Genomic DNA, 17,998 nt, shown 5'->3' on the forward strand with positions numbered 1-17,998 from the left:
CTTCGATGCTATCGGTCCCGCCGTCGCCCCCGGTCGCCGGGAAAGGAAGCCCGGTCGCGGTGCCGACCCGCACCGACGTTGAACCTTTTCGGCCCGCCGTCCGAACTACCGGGTGTGGCCGGAGCCGGTGTCGGCCACGGCGAGACGGATGGGGGCGGAAGATGACGACGACCCGAGGTGACGTCCGGCGGCGTCGGAGCGTTCTGGTGCTGGCGGCGGTGGCGGCCGGGGTGTTCGGCGCCCCGGGCGCGGCGTCGGCGGACGGGCTGACGTCCAGTCCGAGCCAGGCGGTGCAGGGCGACGCGGTGGAGTTGACCTTCGTGGTGCCCGAGCAGCGGCCCGGCGCGCGCACCGAGAAGATCGAGTTCAGGCTTCCGCCGGACGCCCCGATCGGCGAGGTTTACCCGCTGTCGGTGGACGGCTGGGCACCGCTGATCACCTCCCGCGAGCTGGCCGCGCCGGTCGCCGGCATCCACGCCCCGTCGGTGAGCACGGTGACCTCGGCGGTGGTCTGGACCCGGGGTGCCGGGCCGGCGGTGTCGGGTCCGGCCCGGCTCTCGGTGGCCATGGGGCCGCTGCCGCAGGCCGACCGGATGACCTTCGAGGTGGTGCAGACCTACTCCGACGGGACGGTGGTGCGCTGGGCCGACCCGGCCGGGGGTGGGCATCCCGCCCCGACGCTGGCGCTGGTGCCGCCCGCTCCCGGCGCGGCGACCGGGCACCACGGCGGCGCGGCCGACGGGACGGACGCCCAGGCGGCCCCGGCCGCCGACGCCGCACCGGCCGACGACGAGGGCGGTCCCAGTGCGGACCTGCTGCTCGGCGGGGGCCTGCTGGTCGGGTTGGGCGGCGGCGCGGCGATCGGCTGGGTGGCGAGCCGGTCGCGCCGTCGGGCCGCCGCCGACGACGCCGGGGACGACGACCCGACGGCGGAGGCCGGCTCCGCCCCCGGCGAGCGGGGCTGGCGGCTCGACGGGCACGCCGACGCCGAGCGGGTGTCGACGCACTGAGGGCCGGCCGGGTCGGTTCAGTCCAGCCAGTCCGGCAGCGGCTCCCGGGCGGCCACCCAGTCGGCGGGCACCCCGCCGGGCGTGCCGACCCCGGTGTGGCCGCCGATGATCCCGCCGACGATCGCGGCGGTCGTGTCGACGTCCCCGCCCGCCTCGACGCAGGCGCGGATGGCGGCCGGGTAGTCGGCCAGGTGGGTGGCGGCCACCCAGAGGGTGAACGCGACCGTGTCCTGGGCGGTCACCCGGGCACCGTTGCCCAGCGTCGCGACGGCCTCGTCGAGGCCGCGACCGAGCAGGCCGATCGCCCGGCGTACCCCCCGGTGCACGACGCTGGCCGGGTCGATCGACCCGGCGACGGTGGTGAGCAGCCGGGCCGCGTCGGGGCGGGGTTCCCCGTCCAGCCGGGCCCGGGCGGCGAGGCAGGCGGCGACGGCCACCGCGACCGCGCCCGCGATCCCCTCCGGGTGGGCGTGGGTGACCTCGGCGCTGACCCGGGCCCGGGACGCGGCACGGGTGGTCGAGTCGGCGTACCAGGCGCCGAGCGGGGCGACCCGCATCGCCGCGCCGTTGCCGCAGGAGCCCTGGCCGTCGAAGGCCGACGCGGCGGCCACCGGCCACGGGGTGCCGGTGCGGATCAGCCGTAGGATGCTCACCGCGCCCGGACCGTAGCCCCGGTACGGCTCGGCCCGGGTGGCGAAGGCCAGCGCGAGCCGGTCGGCGTCGACGTCGCCGTGGGTGGCGAGTTCGGCCAGCACCGAGCAGGCCATCTCGGTGTCGTCGGTCCACTGCCAGGGCGGTGGTGGCAGTCGCCCGGCCGCGAGGTCGTCGGGTCGCCGGCCCGGGACGAAGAACTGCGAACCGAGGGCGTCGCCGACGGACAGCCCGGCGAGGCTGTCCCGGGCCAACGCCAGCCGGGCGTCGGGAAACAGGGTGAACGGCATCGTCGTACCATTTTGCCCGGTTCGCGGATGCGTCGCAACGCGCCCGACTTGCCACGGGCAGTACGGTGCTGACGTGGCCACCGTGCTCCTGGTCGAAGACGACCACGTCGTCCGTGGCGCGATGCTGCGGTCGCTCAGTGAACGGGGGCACGCGGTGCACGCGGTCGGCACGGCGCTGGACGCGCTGCGTCGGGTCGCCGCCGAGACCCCCGATCTGGTCGTGCTCGACCTGGGCCTGCCCGACCTCGACGGCTCGGACGCGCTGCGGATGCTGCGCGGCATCACCGACGTACCGATCATCATCGCCACCGCCCGCGACGACGAGCAGTCGGTGGTCCGCCTGCTGCGCGCCGGTGCGGACGACTACATGGTCAAACCGTTCACCGGCGCCCACCTGGACGCCCGGATCACCACCGTGCTGCGCCGGGTCGGCCGGGCCAGCCGTACCGTCGCGCCGGCCGTGCACTCCGTCGGTGGGCTGCGGGTGGACGTGGGCGAGCGCAGCGCGGTGCTCGACGGGGAGCCCCTGGCGCTCACCCGTAAGGAATTCGACCTGTTGGCGTATCTGGCGGCGCGGCCCGGCCGGGTGGTGTCCCGGCGGGAACTCTTGGAGGAGGTATGGCGCCAACCGTCGGTCGGCGAGGACCAGACCATCGACGTGCACCTGTACTGGCTGCGCCGAAAGATGGGCGAGTCCGCGGCGAAGCCGCGCTACCTGCGCACCGTGCGGGGGGTGGGGTTCCGGCTGGTGGCCCCCGACTGAGGCCGGCGCTGGCCGCGTTGACGGCCGGCATGTGCGCGCTGGTCGCGTCGGCGTTCCTCGTCCCGCTCGGCTTGACCCTGCGGGAGGAGGTGCGCGAGGAGGCGCTCGCCGACGCGGCGCGACGCGGGGCGCTGGTCACCGGCGCGCTCGCCGTCAGCGCCGAGCCGGCGGCCGTCCGCCGCGCGGTCGAGGCCACCGGGGACGACCCGGCGACCCGTCCGGTGGTGCACGGCCTGGCCGGGAAGCAGCCGGCCGGCCGGGCGTCGGCCGACGACCTGGAGCGGGCGCGGGCCGGGGAGCAGTCCCGGGTGGTCGACGTCGACGGCGGGTTGGTCCGGCTCGACCCGGTGGTGCTCGACGGCCGGGTCGCCGTGGTCGAGGTCTTCGTGCCCGACGCCGTCCTCGACGAGGGGGCGGGCGGCACCTGGCTGCTGCTCACCGGGGTGGCCGTGGCGCTGGTCGGCGCGGCGGTGATCGTGGTGGACCGGGTCGCCGGGCGGGCGGTCGACTCCACCCGGGCCCTGGTCCGCGCCGCGCTCGCCGTGGGCGACGGTGACCTGGGGGTACGGGTCGAGCCGAGCGGCCCGCGCGAGCTGGCCGAGGCGGGGTACGCGTTCAACCGGATGGCCGACCGGTTGGTCGCCGCCCGCACCGACGAACGGGAGCTGGTGGCGGACCTGTCGCACCGGCTGCGTACCCCGCTGACGGTGCTGCGGCTCGACGCCGAGGGGCTGGACTCCGACGACACCAGCGTCGGCTCGTTCAGCGCGGCGGAGCTGGACCGGCGGCGGACGATCCGGCGCATCCGGCAGGCGATCGTCACCCTGGAGGGCGAGATCGACGTGCTGATCAAGACGACCCGCAAGGCGGTGGCGCACGAGGCCGGGCCGGCCGAGTGCGACGTCAGCGAGGTGGTCCGGGACCGGATGGTGTTCTGGGCGGCGCTGGCCGGCGACCAGAACCGCCCGCACCGGGTCAGCGGTGCCCAGTTCCGGATTCCGGTGCCGGTGCCCCGGGCCGAGCTGGCCGCCGCCCTGGACGCGGTGATCGGCAACGTCTTCCGCTACACCCCGCAGGGCACCGCGTTCGAGGTGGCCGTCTCCCGCCGGGACGGGTACGTGGCGATCCGGATCGACGACGCCGGGCCGGGCATCGCGAACCCGGACCGGGCGTTGCGGCGCGGGGCCAGCGACCAGGGTTCGACCGGGTTGGGCCTGGACATCGCGCGGCGGGTGGCGTTGCAGGCCAACGGCTCGGTCAGCCTCGACCGGGCCCACCTGGGCGGGGCGAGCGTGGTGATGCTGCTGGCCGACCCGCAGGCGACGCCCCGGCAGGTCAACCGGTTCGGGCTGGTGGGCCGGATGGCGCGGGAGGCCCGGGAGCAGAAGGGCGGGGGCCGCCGCTGGCCCCGGCAGCGTCCCACCGACGGCTGAGAAACCGACGCTGGCTGTGCTGTGGCGCAAGGTTTCCTTAGATCCGGATTAACGACGGCGACGCGGGGCCGGTGGGCTGACAGGATCGGGGCCGAACCCATCGGTTCCACCGGCCTGTCGCCCCTGACACCCACCGGCCGGTGGATCGGTACGCGCGGCGGGGGCACGGTCCCCCACACCAGCTCCCGCCGCGTGTACACCCACTCTTCCCGGTCACCCGTGACGGTTCAGCGGGTCGCCACGAAGGCGTCGATCTCGGCGATGATCCGGGCCTGCCCGGCCGGGTCGAGGAACGACGCGGACACCGCCTCCCGGGCCAGCGCCGCGAGCCCCTCGGGGCCGGCGTCGAGCAGTCGGGCGGCGACGGCGTACTCGTCGTTGAGGGTGGTGCCGAACATCGGCGGGTCGTCGGAGTTGATGGTGACCCGCACCCCCGCGTCGACGAGTCGCCGCAGCGGGTGTTCCTCGATCCGGGTGACGGCCCGGGTCCGTACGTTGGACGTCGGGCAGACCTCCAGCGGGATGCGCCGCTCGGCCAGGTACGCCAGCAGCTCCGGGTCCTGGGCGGCGGAGATGCCGTGGCCGATCCGCTCGGCGCCCAGCTCGCGCAGGGCGTCCCAGACGGTCTGCGGGCCGGTGGTCTCCCCGGCGTGCGGCACGGAACGCAGCCCGGCCGCCCGCGCCTGGTCGAAGTACGGCTTGAACTGCGGCCGGGGCACCCCGATCTCGGGGCCGCCGAGGCCGAAGGCGACCAGACCGTCGGGGCGCTCGTCGAGGCTGATCCGCAGGGTCTCCTCGGCCGCCGGCAGGCCGGCCTCGCCGGGGATGTCGAAGCACCAGCGCAGCGCGATGCCGAAGTCGGCCTCGGCGCGGCGGCGGGCGTCCTCGATGGCCTCGCAGAACGCCGGTGCGGGAATGCCCCGGCGCACGTGCGAGTAGGGGGTGACGGTCAGCTCGGCGTAGCGGACCTGCTGGCGGGCCAGTTCCCGGGCCACCTCGTGGGTGAGCAGCCAGACGTCGTCGGGGTCGCGGATCAGGTCGACGACGCTGAGGTAGACCTCGATGAAGTGGGCGAAGTCGCGGAACGCGAAGTAGTCGGCGAGGGCGTCCGGGTCCGCCGGTACGGGGCTGCGTCCCTCGTGCCGGGCGGCCAGTTCGGCGACGATCCGGGGGGACGCGGAGCCCACGTGGTGCACGTGCAGCTCCACCTTGGGCAGTTCGGCGATGAAGGCGGACAGGTCGGTCACTGCGGCTCCTTGTGCCGGGCACCCGTACGGGCGACCACGAAGATCCGACGGAACGGGAAGTACACCTGACCCTGCCGTACCGGGTACGCGCGGGCCAACAGGTTCTCCAGCGCGGCGCGGAAACCGGCGAGGGCGGTGTCGTCCAGCACGGCCCGCACGGGGCGCAGGGCGGTGCCGTCCAGCCAGGTCAGCACGGGGTGTTCGGCGTCGGCGGGGGCGGGCAGCCGGTGCAGGTAGGTGGTCTCCCAGGCGTCGACCGCGCAGCCGGCGGCGGTCAGCGTGGCGGCGTACCCGACCGGGTCGTCGACGGGGTCCTCGCGCAGCAGCGGCCGGACGGTGTCCGCCCAGCGGGGGTCGGCGGCGACCTCGCGCAGCGCCCGGTGCGAGGGGCCGGTGAAGTTGCCGGGCACCTGGAACGCCAGCCAGCCGCCGGGTGGCAGCGTGTGCGCCCAGCGGCGCAGCAGGGCCGGGTGGTCGGGCACCCACTGCAGCACGGCGTTGGCGACCAGCACGTCCACGTCGGGGTCGGGCCGCCAGTCGGTGACGTCGCCCACGGTGAAGGTGACCGGGGTGTCGAGCGTGCGGGCCCGCCCGATCATCTCCGGGGAGGAGTCCAGGCCGCTGATCCGGGCGTCCGGCCAGCGTCGGGCGAGGGTCGCGGTCAGGGTTCCGGGACCGCAGCCGAGGTCGACCACCGCGCGTGGCCGGTCGGCGTCGACCCGGGCCAGCAGGTCGTGGAACGGGCGGGACCGTTCGTCGTCGTAGCGCAGATACGTGCCCGGATCCCACATGACCAACCCCCAAACCGTACGTACGTTTTGTTACAAGGTACGGCCGGCGCTGCGCCCCGGCAAGCAGGTCACTAGGCTCGACGGCATGGAACAGCGCAGCTTCGACCGGCTCGGCCGGCAGGTGGGTGTGGTCGGCCTCGGGGCCTGGCAGCTCGGCGCGGACTGGGGACAGGTCAGCGAGAGCGACGCCCTGGCCGTCCTCGCCGCCGCCGTGGAGTCCGGCGTCACCTTCCTCGACACCGCCGACGTCTACGGCGACGGCCGCAGCGAACAACTGATCGGGCGGTTCCTGCGGGACAACCCCGGACACGGGCTCACCGTCGCCACCAAGATGGGCCGCCGGGTCGAGCAGACGCCGCAGGCGTACACCCTGGACAACTTCCGGGCCTGGACCGACCGGTCCCGGGCCAACCTCGACGTGGACACCCTCGACCTGGTGCAGCTGCACTGCCCGCCCACCGAGGTCTTCGCCGACGACCGGGTCTTCGACGGCCTCGACACCCTCGTCGCCGAGAAGCGGATCGCCGGGTACGGCGTCAGCGTCGAGACCTGCGACCAGGCACTCACGGCGATCGCCCGGCCGGGGGTGGCCAGCGTCCAGATCATCCTGAACGCGGTCCGGCTCAAGCCCCTCGACGAGGTGCTGCCGGCCGCCGCCGCGGCCGGCGTCGGGATCATCGCCCGGGTGCCGCTGGCCAGCGGCCTGCTCTCCGGCCGCTACGACGAGCACACCACCTTCGCCGCCGACGACCACCGCACCTACAACCGGCACGGGGAGAGCTTCGACGTCGGCGAGACCTTCTCCGGCGTCGACTTCGACCTCGGCCTGACCGTGGTGCGCCGGCTCGCCCCGCTGGTCGGCGACGGGCGCACGATGGCCCAGTTCGCCCTGCGCTGGGTCATCGACCAGCCCGGCGTGACCGTGGTCATCCCCGGCGCCCGCAACCCGGAGCAGGCCCGGGGCAACGCCGCCGCGGCCGGGTCCCCCGCGCTCACCGGCACCGAGCTGGACACCGTCCGGTCGGTCTACGACGAGCTGGTCCGGCCCCGGGTGCACGACCGGTGGTGAGCCACGCCGGCCGGGTCGTCGCGTCGGTGCCGTCCGGCCGGCATCCTGGTGACCGGGCCGGGTCGACCGGCCCACGGAGGGGGGACCGGTGAGGGGATGGCTCACGCTCACCCTGGGCCTGCTGGCCGTGGTGGTCGGCGCCGTCTGGACGGTCCAGGGCCTCGGATACGTCGACGGCAGCCTGATGAGCGACGAGCGGCTGTGGGCCTTCATCGGACCGCTGCTGGTACTGGCCGGCCTGGTGCTGCTCTGGCGCGGCCTGCGGGCCCGGCGGCTGCCCTGACCGGCGTGCCGGGCTGCGGCCAGGCACGCCGACGGGGAGAGGAACCGATGCGGAAAGCCCCGCGTCCTGGAAGGACACGGGGCTTCTCGTCGATCCGGCTGGCCGGATCACCCGGGCCGGCGAATGCCGACCGGCTTCGCTCAGAGGGGGCGGACCTGCTCGGCCTGCGGACCCTTCTGACCCTGGGCGATCTCGAACTCCACCCGCTGGTTCTCCTCCAGCGTGCGGTAGCCGCTGGTCTGGATGGCCGAGAAGTGGACGAACACGTCAGCACCCCCGCCGTCGACGGTGATGAAGCCGAAGCCCTTGTCAGCGTTGAACCACTTCACGGTTCCCTGCGCCATGTGTATCTCCTTCTAAAACCGGCGGCCGAGCACGCTGTGCGGCCGATTGGCCGTGTGCGGGCGGCGACGACCCGGGTGTGGCCCCCACAGCGGGAGACCGCTCCGTTCCGACACCGTCTCGCAACAGCGGGGATCAGCAAACCACGTACCCAAAAACCTTGCACAGCCTAATCGACGAAATTCTCCGACATGTGACCTGACGGATGCCCGACGCACGCTGCCCGGGTCGTCCCGACCCGGGCGAAAGGCCCCCCGTCCGTCGATGCGTACGGGGGGCCACAGGTCGTCGTCACCATCCGGTGGGACAGCCGTCGCGGCTGGTCACCGGGGTACGGCCGGTCGGAGCGGGTCAGTCGGGCCAGCGCCCGGTCAGCCGCCGGACGCCGACCGCGCCACCCCGGTCCACCGCCGCCCGGACGACCGAGAAGATCGCCCCCTGCAACGCCGCCGCCGCCAGGATCTCGCCCCAGCGGCGGTCCTCGTCGGTGGGATTGGGCGCCTCGCCGTCCCCGGCGGTCGCCTTCCACACCTGCCGGAAGATCGTTCCGGCCAGCGCGCCGGCCGCCAGTCCCAGCACCACCCCCACCGGCTTGTACGCGGTCCTGCCGATGCCCTTGCTCACCTGCGCCTCCCCCGAACGATCAACAACACCACCACGGCGGCCACCGCACCTGCCGCTATCGTCGCCCACGGCACCGGATCACGTCGCACCGCCACCGAGGTGTCGTACGCCTGGGCCCGCGCGTGGTCGACGCTCTGGGCGGCCTGGCCGCGCACCCGGGCCACGGTCAGCGCCGCCTGCTCGCGCACCCGCTCCTTCGCCTGCTCCGCCGAGTCCTTCAGCCGGGCCTTGACGTCGGCCTTGGAGGCCAGCAGTTCCATGGTCTCGCCCAGCTCCACCCGGGTGCGCCGGATCTCCTCGCGCAGCGCCTCGGTGTCGCCGGTGCCGTTGCCGTTGCTGCCTGTCGTGCCGGTCATGCCCGTCCCCTGTCCTTCACCGCGGCGGCGACCGTGTCCACGTCCGCGCGGACGCTACGGACCGTCGCCTCCGGCATCGGGGGGACCGCGTGGCTGACCTGCTTCTTCCCCACCAGGGCGAGCACCCCGGCGACGAGGAAGAGCACCACCGCCACGATCAGCGCCGCCGCCCACGCGGGCAGCACCAGGGCCAGCAGCAGGATCGCGGCGGTGACCAGTGCGCCGAGCCCGTACAGGGCCAGCGCCCCGCCGCCGCCGAAGAGGCCGATCCCGATCCCGGCGTGCTTGCCCTTCTGGGTCAGTTCCGCGCGGGCCAGGGCCAGCTCGTCCCGGACCAGTCGGGAGACCTGCTCGGTGGCCCGCTGCACCAGTTCGGCGGTGGACGGCTCGCTCCCGGTCCGGGACGTACGGTGGTTCGCGACGTCAGCCATGCTGTCCTCCTTTCGTCATCACCGCGCTGTATGCCCGGAGCCGCCGTCCGTCAATCCTGCGCACGGTGACCAACCACATCTGACCGCAGGTCGGGCCGGGGCGTCCGGCAAAACGCCGAAGCGGGTGCGACAAGCCCCCGCGACCGGCGGTCGCGGGGGCTGGACGGGGCTGCGGGTGGCTCAGCGGCGGGCGTCGCCCCCCGGGTCCGCCCCGACGGTGACGGCCTCGCCCCGGGCGTCCTGGTCCGGGCCGACGAACGCCTCGCTGCGGGCGTCGCCGTCGTCGCTGCCGCCGAAGACCCGGGCGTCGTCGGGCAGCTCGCCCTCGGCGCGGCGACGGACCTGACGCCGCGGCGGCACCCACTGCCAGGGCAGGTTGCCGGCGCCGTCGCCCACCTCGGCGCGGGTCCGGGGCAGCGCGGTCGGCCGGTGGTCCCGGACCCAGCCGACCAGGTGCTCCCGCACCAGGCAGCGCAGGTCCCACAGGCTGCCGGCGTCGGCGGCGCTGACCAGGGCGCGTACCTTGATCGCGCCGCCGGTGGCGTCGGTGACCTGGAGCACGCAGACCCGGCCGTCCCACAGGTCGGTGCTCTCGACCAGCCGGCGCAGCTCCTCCCGCATCGACTGCACCGGCACCGACCAGTCGAGGTGGAACTCGGCAGTGCCGAGCACCGCCGCCTCGGTCCGGGTCCAGTTCTGGAACGGGGTGCTGGTGAAGTACGAGGTGGGCAGGATCAGTCGCCGGTCGTCCCAGATCTGGACCACCACGTAGCTGAGCGTCAGCTCCTCGATCCGGCCCCACTCCCCCTCGACCACCACCACGTCGTCGAGGCGGACGGCGTCGCTGAAGGCGAGCTGGAGGCCGGCGATGACGTTGCCGAGCAGGCTCTGCGCGGCCAACGCGGCGACCACACCGACCACACCGGCGCTGGTGAGCACGCCCGCGCCGACGCCGCGTACCGCCGGGAAGGTCATCAGCATCACGCCGACGGCGAGCACCACGATCACCACGATGGTCAGCCGGCGCAGCAGCACCACCTGGGTGCGTACCCGCCGGGCGTGCCGGTTGTCGGGCACGTCGACCCGCAGGAACCGGGCCAGCGCGGTGTCCTCCGCCACCACCAGCAGCGAGGCGACCAGCCAGGCCACCGCGGCGACCACCCCCAGCACCAGGATGTGCAGCACGGCCTGCCGCCACCCGGTGCCCACGGCGTAGCCGGTGGTCCAGCGGACCGCGAACTGGACGGCCACCACCGTGCCGGCCACCTGCAACGGCCGGTGCACGTGCGCGGTCAACTCCGTCATCAGGTGGGACCGCCGGCCGAGCCGGCGGATCAGCCGGTGTACCACCTCGACGAGCAACAGAGCGATCGCCGCCGCGGTGGCCGCGGCGGCGATCGTCTCGAGGTAGTCCTGCACGTGGTTGTCTCCCTCCGGCCGGGCTGATCGCAATCGGGCAAAGGCCCAATGGTGCCCGGCGTTTCCGGTATCGACCAGGCTCAGATCTTGCGGAACCGGGACTGGAAGAAGCAGTAGACCCCGAAGGCGGCGATACCGAGCGCCATCAGCGCCAGGATGAACGGCCCGTACGGCTGGTCCCGCAGGGTGCGCAGCGCGGCGTCCAGGCCACGGGCCTTCTCCGGGTCGTAGTTGATCGCGGCGACGACGATCAGCAGACCAGCGACGGCGAACACCGCGCCCCGGGCGATGTAACCGGCCATGCCCAGCCGGCGGACCGTCTGCCGGGTCTTGCCGTTCATCTCGTTGGTCTTGAGGTTCCGCTCGAACTTCTTCTTGTAGCCGTAGATCACCATGCCGATGCCGACGGCGGCGAGCACCAGGCCGGCGAAGCCGACCAGACCACGGCCGCCGCTGGAGGCCATCAGCTTCTCGCTGAACTGCTCCTGCTGGTCGGCGCTGTTGGAGCTGGCGTCCTGCACCACCTGGATCGAGGTCCAGGCGAGCCAGAGGAAGACGACGGTACGGACGACCGAGGCGATCCGCTCGAAGAGACGTTCCTTGCCGCGCTTGGCGTGGTGGCCGACGGCCGCCTCCAGCGCCTGCCAGATGGCCATCGCGATCAGGCCGACGGCGATCGCGATCAGCAGGAACTTGCCCATCGGCTGGGCACCCAGGGCGCGCAGTGCCCCGTTCTGGTTGCCCTCCTCGCCGGAGCCGGCGAAGGCGATCTGGAGGATGATCCAGGCGAAGAGCAGGTGGACGATCCCGTAGCCGATGAAGCCGGCCCGGGCGAGGAGTTCCAGCCAGCGGCTGTCCGCGGTGCGGCTAGCGGTGGCTTCGGCGTTCCGGGTGAGTGACATGGGCCCACAATCTCCGTTCGGGAAGATCCCCAAACGTGGTGCCCGCGCCCGGCGTGCAGGTCAGCCGCCTGCGTTACGCGACACCCGGATCTGCACCTGCTGGTCGGTGACGCTGTCCAGGGTGACCGCGAAGCCACCCACCTCGGTGGCCTGCTGGCCGATGGTCAACGAGAGCTGCTCGCCGGCGACCTCGACGGTCACCTGGTCGCCCTGCGCGCCGATCAGCTTCGCCTCGACGCCGAGGATGGAGGCGCGGGCGTCGACACCCCGGTCGAAGGTGACCGTGCAGGCGTCCAGGCCGCAGTCGGTGTCGGCGCCGTCCGAGCTGCATCCGGCCAGCACGGCCACGCCGAGTGCCAGGCCGGCCAGCAGGCCGGCGGTCCGCCGGAGGGGGGTGGGGGTGGTGGCGCTTCGCTTCGTCACCCCACCAAGGGTACGAGACGCGGCCCACCCCGGCACCCGGGTGGATCTTCGGGCCGGTCCGGCGGGCTAGGGTCCGGGCATGCCGTTCGACATCACCCGTACCCGGGCCGCGTACCCCGCGCTCGCCGAGGGTTTCGCCCACTTCGACGGTGCCGGTGGCACCCAGACCCCCCGGTCGGTGATCGACGCGGTGGCCGAGGCGATGCGGATCGCCGTGGGCAACCGCAGCACCGCCTTCCTGCCCGGCCGCCGGTCGCTGGAGCTGGTGGCGGGGGCCCGCACGGCGGTGGCCGACCTGCTGGGCGTCGCACCGGACGGGGTGGTGCTCGGGCCGAGCGCGACCGCGCTGACGTACACGCTGGCCCGGACGCTGGGCGCGGACTGGGGCCCGGGGGACGAGGTGGTGGTCTCCCGGCTCGACCACGACGCCAACGTGCGGCCCTGGGTGCAGGCGGCCGCGACGGCGGGGGCGACCGTACGCTGGGCCGAGTTCGACCCGGCCACCGGTGAGCTGCCCGCCGACCAGTACGCCGACCTGGTCGGCGCGCGGACCCGGCTGGTGGCGGTGACCGCCGGCAGCAACGCCACCGGCACCATGCCGGACGTGGCGGCGATCGCCGCGACGGCCCACGCGGCCGGCGCGCTGGTCTGCGTGGACGGGGTGCACTCGGTGCCGCACGGTCCCACCGACCTGGCCGCCACGGGTGCCGACTTCCTCGTCACCAGCGCCTACAAGTGGTCCGGTCCGCACCTGGCGGCGGTGGTGGCCGACCCGGCCCGGTGGGCGGGGCTGCGCCCGGCCAAGCTGCTCCCCTCCTCCGACGCGGTGCCCGACCGGTTCGAGGCCGGCACGCCGAGCTTCCCGCTGCTCGCCGGGGTGGCCGCCGCCGTCGACCACCTGGCCGGGCTGGACCCGACGGCCACCGGAGACCGGCGGGCCCGGGTCCGCGCCGGGCTGGCCGCCGCGCGGGATCACGAGGGGATGCTGTTCGCCCGGTTGGCCGCCGGGCTGGCCGCCCGGCCGGCGGTCGCCGTCCTGCCGGCCGGCGTGCGGCGCTGCCCGACGGTGTCGTTCCGGCTGGCCGGGTGGACGCCGGCCGGGCTGGCCGCCGCGTTGGGGGCCGCCGGGCTCTGCCTGTCCAGTGGCGACTACTACGCCTACGAGTACTTCCAGGCGCTCGGCCTGCGGGACAGTGGCGGGGCGGTACGGGCGAGCGTCTACCACTACAACACGGTCGACGAGGTGGACCGGCTGCTGGCCGAGCTGGACCGGCTCGCCGAGCAGGGGGAACCGGCGAACCGCTGAGGGCGGGCGGGTCAGCGGGTTCCGGTGAGCAGTTCGGCGGCGGCGCGGGCGGCGGCCCGGGTCGCGCCGTGGGTGGCCAGGTGCAGGCCGCCGGTGACCAGCTCGGGCAGGCCGAGTTCGACTATCACGGCGTCCGGCCGGGTGGCCAGCGCCCGGTCGACCGCGGCCTGCATCCACGGGTGCCGGTGCAGGTCCCGCACCACCAGCACCAGTGGCCGGCCGGCCGCCGCACCGGTCGGGTCGGCGGGCAGGTCGGCCTCGGTGAGCCGGACGGTGGTGGTGCCGGGGAGCAGGTCGGCCAGGGGTGCCCCGAGACCCCACGGGGTCTCGGCGCCGATCGCGATGTTGTGTGGTGCGGCGAACTCGACCACGTGCGCGGCGGCGGTCAGCGGCAGCCGGCCGACCGCGTCGCCGCTGACCCGGACCGCCCGCCGGGCGGCGGTCAGGCCGACCGGCGAGCCGTCGGTGGGGCGCGGGGCGGGGTCGGGCCGGCCGGTGCGGGCGGCGGTGCTCCACTCGGCGAGCTGACCGACCCGCTTGGCGGCCTCGGCGAGGCGTTCCTCGGGCAGCTCACCGGCGATCACCGCGGCGACGATCGCGTCGCGCAGGTAGCGGGCGGCGGCCTCGTCGGCGCGTTCGCCGCCGACGCAGATCGCGTCCGCCCCGGCGGCGAGGGCCCGGACGGCGGTGCCGGCGAAGCCGTACCGGTCGGCGACGGCGCGCATCTCCACCGCGTCGGTGACCACCACGCCGGAGAAGCCCAACTCCTCGCGGAGCAGGTCACCGAGGATGCGGTGGCTGAGGGTGGCCGGCAGGTCGGGGTCGAGGGCGGGGACCAGCAGGTGCCCGGTCATCACCGCCTGCACCCCGGCGGCGACGGCGGCCCGGAACGGGACCAGTTCACCGGCGTCCAGGCGGGCCCGGCTGGCCCCGATGCGGGGCAGGTCGTGGTGCGAGTCGACCCGGGTGTCGCCGTGGCCGGGGAAGTGCTTGGCGCAGGCGGCGACGCCGGCGGACTGGAGGCCGCGTACCCAGGCGGCGGTGTGCCGGGCGACCAGGTGCGGGTCGGCGCCGAAGGACCGCACGCCGATCACCGGGTTGGCCGGGTTGATGTTGACGTCGGCGTCGGGGGCGTAGTTGAGGGTGACGCCGAGGTCGGCGAGTTCGACGCCGAGGTCGCGGGCCACGTCCTCGGTGAGCGTCGGGTCGTCGACCGCGCCGAGGGCGAGGTTGCCGGGACGGGAGCTGCCCCGGCCGGACTCGATCCGGGTGACGTCGCCGGCCTCCTCGTCGATGGCCACCAGCACGTCGGGGCGTTCGGCGCGCAGCGTCGCGGTGAGCGCGGCGACCTGTTCGGGGTCGACGACGTTGCGGGCGAACAGCACCACCGCGCCGAGCCCTTCGGCCAGCCACCGGCGGACCCAGTCGGGCGGGGTGGTGCCGACGAAGCCGGGTTGCAGGACGGTGGCGGCCAGACCCGCCAGGTTGCGCTCGTTCATCCGGCCCCGGTACCCCCGTCGCGTGTCGACGGCCCGATGCCGTCGCGGTGCTGCCATGGTCACACCGGGCGAGGTAATAGTCAATAAACCTTACTGTTACTGTCTGGCGTCGGTCGGGGCGACGTGCGACAGTGCGGGGATGGACCTGCCGCTCGCCGACGCCACCTCGCCGGCCGACATTCCCGGCGTACGCCTGCTCGGCCTGGTGGTCGGCGGATTGCTGCTGCTGGCCGCCATCCGGGCCATGTTCGGCCGCCGCTGAGTCCGGCCGCCGCCGGCCGACTGATCCCCCACCCGCCGGGGTACCGCTGGCGGAGGTCGCGCCGCACCCGGCGGCGGGCCCGGCGAGGGGGCACCATGAAGATCGGCTACTTCCTGTCCAGCGAGGAGTACACCCCGGCGCAACTGCTGGAGCAGGCGCGGGCCGCCGAGCGGGCGGGTTTCCAGGCACTGTGGATCTCCGACCACTACCACCCGTGGACCGACGCCCAGGGGCAGAGCCCCTTCGTCTGGTCCGTCATCGGGGCGCTGAGCCAGGTCAGCTCGTTGCCGGTGAGCACGGCGGTGACCTGCCCGACGGTCCGCATCCACCCGGCGGTGCTGGCGCAGGCCGCGGCGACCAGCGCGGTCATGCACTCCGGCCGGTTCGTGCTCGGCGTCGGCACCGGCGAAGCGCTCAACGAACACATCCTCGGCGACGCCTGGCCACAGACCGACGTGCGGCTGGAGATGCTGGAGGAGGCCGTCGCGGTGATGCGGGAGCTGTGGCGGGGCGACTTCGTCAACCACCGCGGCCGGCATTACACGGTGGAGCACGCCCGCGTCTACACGCTGCCCGACACACCCCCGCCGGTGTACGTCTCCGGCTTCGGGCCCAAGGCCGTCGACCTGGCCGCCCGGATCGGCGACGGCTACGTCAGCATGATGCCCGACGGCGACCTGGTCAGCCGGTTCCGGGACAACGGCGGCGGCGACAAGCCGTGCCAGGCCGGTTTCAAGGCCGCGTACGCCGACACCGAGGACGAGGGCGCGCGGATCGCGTACGAGACGTGGCCCAACGCCGGGGTGCCGGGCGAGCTGTCCCAGGTGCTGCCCTCCCCCCGGCACTTCGAGCAGGCGGCCCAACTCGTCACGCCCGAGCAGGTGCGGCAGGGCTTCGTCTGCGGCAACCGCGCCGACGCCCACCTGGAAATGATCGACAGGTACGCCAAGGCCGGGTTCGACGAGGTCTACGTCGCCAACACCGGCCCGCACTGGCAGGGCCTGTTCGACCTCTACCAGCGCGAGGTGCTCCCCCACCTGAGCTGAATCCCACCGTCCACGGGTCACCGACACGCACCGCCGTCGGTGACCCGTGGTCGATCACGTGTGCGCGCCCGGTCACCGCGCCTGACCTGCGACGTACCGGCCACCGTGGGCGGTGTGCCCGATCCGGTGGGAGCGGTTTCGCCGCCGATCCACCCGGGTACCTCCGGCCTTCGATGAAGCTGTCCATGCACTCGACGACGTTGCGCCGCGCGGCGCGCAGCCTGTTCGGCTGGAAAGCGCTGCGGCCCAACCAGCTCGCCGCCATGCGCGCGGTGATGAAACGACGCGACGCCCTGGTGGTGCTCCCCACCGGAGCCGGCAAGTCGGCGATCTACCAGATCCCGGCGAGCCTGATCCCCGGGCCGACGGTGGTGATCTCCCCCCTGTTGGCCCTTCAGCAGGACCAGATCGCCGCGCTCAACGAACGCCAGCGCCCCGAGCTGCGCGCCGTGCGGATCAGCTCGGACGAGAGCGCCGCCCAGCAGGCCGAGGCCATCGAGGAGATCCGGCAGGGGCGGGCGGAGTTCCTCTTCATCACCCCGGAGGCGCTGGCCAACCCCGACCGGATGGCCGAGGTGAAGTCGCTGCAACCGGCCCTGGTGGCGATCGACGAGGCGCACTGCATCTCGGCGTGGGGGCACGACTTCCGCCCCGACTACCTGGCGTTGGGCCACCTGATCGACGGTCTCGGCCGTCCGCCGGTGGTGGCGCTGACCGCCACCGCCTCCCCGCCGGTACGCGACGACATCATCGCCCGGCTGCGGCTACGCGACCCCGAGGTGGTGGTCTCCGGGCTGGACCGGCCGAACCTGTTCGTCGAGGTCGCCCACTGCCCCACCGACGACTACCGCTGGCGGCGGCTGATCGCGCTGCTGCGTGACGACGAGCGGCCCGGCATCATCTACGTGCCGACCCGGCGGGCCGCCGAGGAGCTGGCCGAACGGCTGACCACGGCCGGGTTCCCGGCGGAGTACTACCACGGCGGGATGCCCACCGCCGCCCGGCACGGGCTGCACGAGGCGTTCCTCGCCGACCAGGTGCCGATCATGGTGGCGACCTCGGCGTTCGGCATGGGCATCGACAAGCCGAACATCGCCTGGGTGGTGCACATGGCGCTACCCGACTCGCCGGACAGCTACTTCCAGGAGATCGGTCGGGCCGGGCGCGACGGTGCGCCGGCCCGGGTGCTGCTGCTGTGGCGGGCCGAGGACGTCGGCCTGCAACGCTTCTTCTCCGGCGGCCTGCCGGACGAGACCGAACTGCGGGACCTGGCCGCGCTGCTGCGTCGCCGGGCGACGACCAAGAAGGCGCTGCGCGAGACGACCGGCCTCGGGCCGCGCAAGCTCGGGCAGTACCTGGCCCTGCTGGAGCAGATCGGGGCGGCCGAACCCCGGGCCGGGCAGAAGATCGGCGCACCGCGCTACTCCCCCACCCCGGCGGAGGCGGGCGCGGCGGCCCTGGCCGAGGCCGAACGGCAGCAGACGGTGACCCGCTCGCGTACCGACATGATGCGCGCCTTCGCCGAGACCACCGGGTGCCGGGGGCAGGTGCTGCTGGCCTACTTCGGCGAGCAGATGTCGCAGGTCTGCGGGCACTGCGACAACTGCCACGCCGGCACCAGCGTGGCAAGCGACGGCGCGGTCGGCCCGTTCCCGGTGCACAGCCAGGTCCGGCACCCGGAGTGGGGTCCCGGCCTGGTGCTCAACTACGAGGAGGACCGGATGACGGTGCTCTTCGACGAGGTGGGTTACAAGACGCTCTCCGTGCGCGTGGTGTCCGAACAGGGTCTGCTGACGCTGGACTAGCCTGACCCGGGCGACCGCCGGGGGCGGTGCCCGCAGTGAAACGATC

Annotated in this window: 20 protein-coding genes; 9 read left to right on the top strand and 11 right to left on the bottom strand. The window is 74.1% G+C overall.

Annotated features, from left to right (window positions below; all coding sequences use genetic code 11):
* The first annotated feature begins 161 nt into the window (after nucleotides 1-161).
* Nucleotides 162-1,010, top strand: a complete 849-nt coding sequence (locus ACN265_RS20730; RefSeq protein WP_421408999.1) for a DUF1775 domain-containing protein — start codon at nucleotides 162-164, stop codon at nucleotides 1,008-1,010.
* A 17-nt stretch (nucleotides 1,011-1,027) separates the two neighbouring features.
* Here ACN265_RS20730 and ACN265_RS20735 read toward each other — a convergent pair whose 3' ends face one another.
* Complete coding sequence (locus ACN265_RS20735) at nucleotides 1,028-1,951, bottom strand: ADP-ribosylglycohydrolase family protein (protein ID WP_420115630.1); 924 nt, start codon at nucleotides 1,949-1,951, stop codon at nucleotides 1,028-1,030.
* A gap of 73 nt (nucleotides 1,952-2,024) precedes the next feature.
* Here ACN265_RS20735 and ACN265_RS20740 point away from each other — a divergent pair, with 73 nt between their 5' ends.
* Nucleotides 2,025-2,714: a response regulator transcription factor gene (locus ACN265_RS20740; protein ID WP_204927653.1), complete on the top strand. Its 690-nt coding sequence runs from the start codon at nucleotides 2,025-2,027 to the stop codon at nucleotides 2,712-2,714.
* Nucleotides 2,715-2,743: 29 nt separating this feature from the next.
* The gene (locus tag ACN265_RS20745) at nucleotides 2,744-4,147 is read left to right on the top strand and encodes a HAMP domain-containing sensor histidine kinase (RefSeq protein ID WP_204927725.1); all 1,404 of its coding nucleotides are present in this window, start codon (nucleotides 2,744-2,746) and stop codon (nucleotides 4,145-4,147) included.
* 227 nt (nucleotides 4,148-4,374) lie between these two features.
* On the opposite strand, the gene ACN265_RS20750 is transcribed toward ACN265_RS20745, so the two are convergent.
* A complete protein-coding gene (locus ACN265_RS20750) occupies nucleotides 4,375-5,394 on the bottom strand; it encodes an adenosine deaminase (RefSeq protein WP_377685046.1) in 1,020 nt (339 codons plus the stop codon).
* Nucleotides 5,391-6,185, bottom strand: coding sequence for a trans-aconitate 2-methyltransferase (locus ACN265_RS20755; RefSeq protein WP_421411553.1), 795 nt, complete (start codon nucleotides 6,183-6,185; stop codon nucleotides 5,391-5,393). Before ACN265_RS20755 ends, ACN265_RS20750 begins: the two co-directional genes overlap by 4 nt.
* A gap of 85 nt (nucleotides 6,186-6,270) precedes the next feature.
* Between ACN265_RS20755 and ACN265_RS20760 the strand changes: the two genes are divergently transcribed.
* Both ACN265_RS20760 and ACN265_RS20765 read left to right on the top strand, forming a co-directional pair.
* Entirely contained in the window at nucleotides 6,271-7,254 is a 984-nt protein-coding gene (locus ACN265_RS20760; RefSeq protein WP_421411555.1) for an aldo/keto reductase, read from the top strand.
* A gap of 88 nt (nucleotides 7,255-7,342) precedes the next feature.
* The gene (locus ACN265_RS20765) at nucleotides 7,343-7,537 is read left to right on the top strand and encodes a hypothetical protein (protein WP_421409000.1); all 195 of its coding nucleotides are present in this window, start codon (nucleotides 7,343-7,345) and stop codon (nucleotides 7,535-7,537) included.
* Nucleotides 7,538-7,677: 140 nt separating this feature from the next.
* Here ACN265_RS20765 and ACN265_RS20770 read toward each other — a convergent pair whose 3' ends face one another.
* The 7 genes from ACN265_RS20770 to ACN265_RS20800 form a co-directional block, all read right to left on the bottom strand.
* Nucleotides 7,678-7,881: a cold-shock protein gene (locus ACN265_RS20770; protein ID WP_011905669.1), complete on the bottom strand. Its 204-nt coding sequence runs from the start codon at nucleotides 7,879-7,881 to the stop codon at nucleotides 7,678-7,680.
* A gap of 349 nt (nucleotides 7,882-8,230) precedes the next feature.
* Nucleotides 8,231-8,503 carry a DUF4235 domain-containing protein gene (locus tag ACN265_RS20775; RefSeq protein ID WP_204927657.1) on the bottom strand — a complete coding sequence of 91 codons (273 nt, stop codon included), beginning with the start codon at nucleotides 8,501-8,503 and terminating at the stop codon, nucleotides 8,231-8,233.
* Nucleotides 8,500-8,859, bottom strand: a complete 360-nt coding sequence (locus ACN265_RS20780; RefSeq protein WP_421409001.1) for a DUF3618 domain-containing protein — start codon at nucleotides 8,857-8,859, stop codon at nucleotides 8,500-8,502. The genes ACN265_RS20775 and ACN265_RS20780 overlap by 4 nt, the downstream gene beginning before the upstream one ends.
* Nucleotides 8,856-9,290: a phage holin family protein gene (locus tag ACN265_RS20785; protein ID WP_204927659.1), complete on the bottom strand. Its 435-nt coding sequence runs from the start codon at nucleotides 9,288-9,290 to the stop codon at nucleotides 8,856-8,858. The genes ACN265_RS20780 and ACN265_RS20785 overlap by 4 nt, the downstream gene beginning before the upstream one ends.
* A gap of 180 nt (nucleotides 9,291-9,470) precedes the next feature.
* Complete coding sequence (locus ACN265_RS20790) at nucleotides 9,471-10,709, bottom strand: mechanosensitive ion channel family protein (protein WP_421409002.1); 1,239 nt, start codon at nucleotides 10,707-10,709, stop codon at nucleotides 9,471-9,473.
* An 80-nt stretch (nucleotides 10,710-10,789) separates the two neighbouring features.
* A complete protein-coding gene (locus ACN265_RS20795) occupies nucleotides 10,790-11,611 on the bottom strand; it encodes a DUF1206 domain-containing protein (RefSeq protein WP_357935593.1) in 822 nt (273 codons plus the stop codon).
* A gap of 60 nt (nucleotides 11,612-11,671) precedes the next feature.
* Complete coding sequence (locus tag ACN265_RS20800) at nucleotides 11,672-12,034, bottom strand: hypothetical protein (protein WP_204927662.1); 363 nt, start codon at nucleotides 12,032-12,034, stop codon at nucleotides 11,672-11,674.
* Between the two features lie 79 nt (nucleotides 12,035-12,113).
* Between ACN265_RS20800 and ACN265_RS20805 the strand changes: the two genes are divergently transcribed.
* Nucleotides 12,114-13,340 (top strand): cysteine desulfurase-like protein, encoded by a 1,227-nt coding sequence (locus tag ACN265_RS20805; RefSeq protein WP_421409004.1) that lies wholly within the window; start codon nucleotides 12,114-12,116, stop codon nucleotides 13,338-13,340.
* An 11-nt stretch (nucleotides 13,341-13,351) separates the two neighbouring features.
* Here ACN265_RS20805 and ACN265_RS20810 read toward each other — a convergent pair whose 3' ends face one another.
* Nucleotides 13,352-14,839 (bottom strand): glycoside hydrolase family 3 protein, encoded by a 1,488-nt coding sequence (locus ACN265_RS20810; protein WP_357935589.1) that lies wholly within the window; start codon nucleotides 14,837-14,839, stop codon nucleotides 13,352-13,354.
* A gap of 139 nt (nucleotides 14,840-14,978) precedes the next feature.
* Here ACN265_RS20810 and ACN265_RS20815 point away from each other — a divergent pair, with 139 nt between their 5' ends.
* The 3 genes from ACN265_RS20815 (at nucleotide 14,979) to ACN265_RS20825 (ending at nucleotide 17,952) form a co-directional block, all read left to right on the top strand.
* Nucleotides 14,979-15,101 carry a hypothetical protein gene (locus tag ACN265_RS20815; protein ID WP_269756964.1) on the top strand — a complete coding sequence of 41 codons (123 nt, stop codon included), beginning with the start codon at nucleotides 14,979-14,981 and terminating at the stop codon, nucleotides 15,099-15,101.
* Nucleotides 15,102-15,196: 95 nt separating this feature from the next.
* Nucleotides 15,197-16,147, top strand: coding sequence for a TIGR03557 family F420-dependent LLM class oxidoreductase (locus ACN265_RS20820; protein WP_420116748.1), 951 nt, complete (start codon nucleotides 15,197-15,199; stop codon nucleotides 16,145-16,147).
* 173 nt (nucleotides 16,148-16,320) lie between these two features.
* Nucleotides 16,321-17,952 (top strand): RecQ family ATP-dependent DNA helicase, encoded by a 1,632-nt coding sequence (locus ACN265_RS20825; protein WP_420116749.1) that lies wholly within the window; start codon nucleotides 16,321-16,323, stop codon nucleotides 17,950-17,952.
* Nucleotides 17,953-17,998: the final 46 nt, after the last annotated feature.

This window comes from Micromonospora sp. WMMD730 (assembly GCF_049178955.1).
Taxonomy (GTDB): Bacteria; Actinomycetota; Actinomycetes; order Mycobacteriales; family Micromonosporaceae; genus Micromonospora; species Micromonospora wenchangensis.

What these genes read in the sequence shown, in the direction of transcription:
- ACN265_RS20730 (WP_421408999.1), top strand. Translation starts at nt 162, where the DNA reads ATGACGACGACCCGAGGTGACGTCCGGCGGCGTCGGAGCGTTCTGGTG.
- ACN265_RS20735 (WP_420115630.1), bottom strand. Translation starts at nt 1,951, where the DNA reads ATGCCGTTCACCCTGTTTCCCGACGCCCGGCTGGCGTTGGCCCGGGAC.
- ACN265_RS20745 (WP_204927725.1), top strand. Translation starts at nt 2,744, where the DNA reads ATGTGCGCGCTGGTCGCGTCGGCGTTCCTCGTCCCGCTCGGCTTGACC.
- ACN265_RS20755 (WP_421411553.1), bottom strand. Translation starts at nt 6,185, where the DNA reads ATGTGGGATCCGGGCACGTATCTGCGCTACGACGACGAACGGTCCCGC.
- ACN265_RS20760 (WP_421411555.1), top strand. Translation starts at nt 6,271, where the DNA reads ATGGAACAGCGCAGCTTCGACCGGCTCGGCCGGCAGGTGGGTGTGGTC.
- ACN265_RS20770 (WP_011905669.1), bottom strand. Translation starts at nt 7,881, where the DNA reads ATGGCGCAGGGAACCGTGAAGTGGTTCAACGCTGACAAGGGCTTCGGC.
- ACN265_RS20780 (WP_421409001.1), bottom strand. Translation starts at nt 8,859, where the DNA reads ATGACCGGCACGACAGGCAGCAACGGCAACGGCACCGGCGACACCGAG.
- ACN265_RS20785 (WP_204927659.1), bottom strand. Translation starts at nt 9,290, where the DNA reads ATGGCTGACGTCGCGAACCACCGTACGTCCCGGACCGGGAGCGAGCCG.
- ACN265_RS20795 (WP_357935593.1), bottom strand. Translation starts at nt 11,611, where the DNA reads ATGTCACTCACCCGGAACGCCGAAGCCACCGCTAGCCGCACCGCGGAC.
- ACN265_RS20805 (WP_421409004.1), top strand. Translation starts at nt 12,114, where the DNA reads ATGCCGTTCGACATCACCCGTACCCGGGCCGCGTACCCCGCGCTCGCC.
- ACN265_RS20810 (WP_357935589.1), bottom strand. Translation starts at nt 14,839, where the DNA reads ATGAACGAGCGCAACCTGGCGGGTCTGGCCGCCACCGTCCTGCAACCC.
- ACN265_RS20815 (WP_269756964.1), top strand. Translation starts at nt 14,979, where the DNA reads ATGGACCTGCCGCTCGCCGACGCCACCTCGCCGGCCGACATTCCCGGC.
- ACN265_RS20820 (WP_420116748.1), top strand. Translation starts at nt 15,197, where the DNA reads ATGAAGATCGGCTACTTCCTGTCCAGCGAGGAGTACACCCCGGCGCAA.
- ACN265_RS20825 (WP_420116749.1), top strand. Translation starts at nt 16,321, where the DNA reads ATGAAGCTGTCCATGCACTCGACGACGTTGCGCCGCGCGGCGCGCAGC.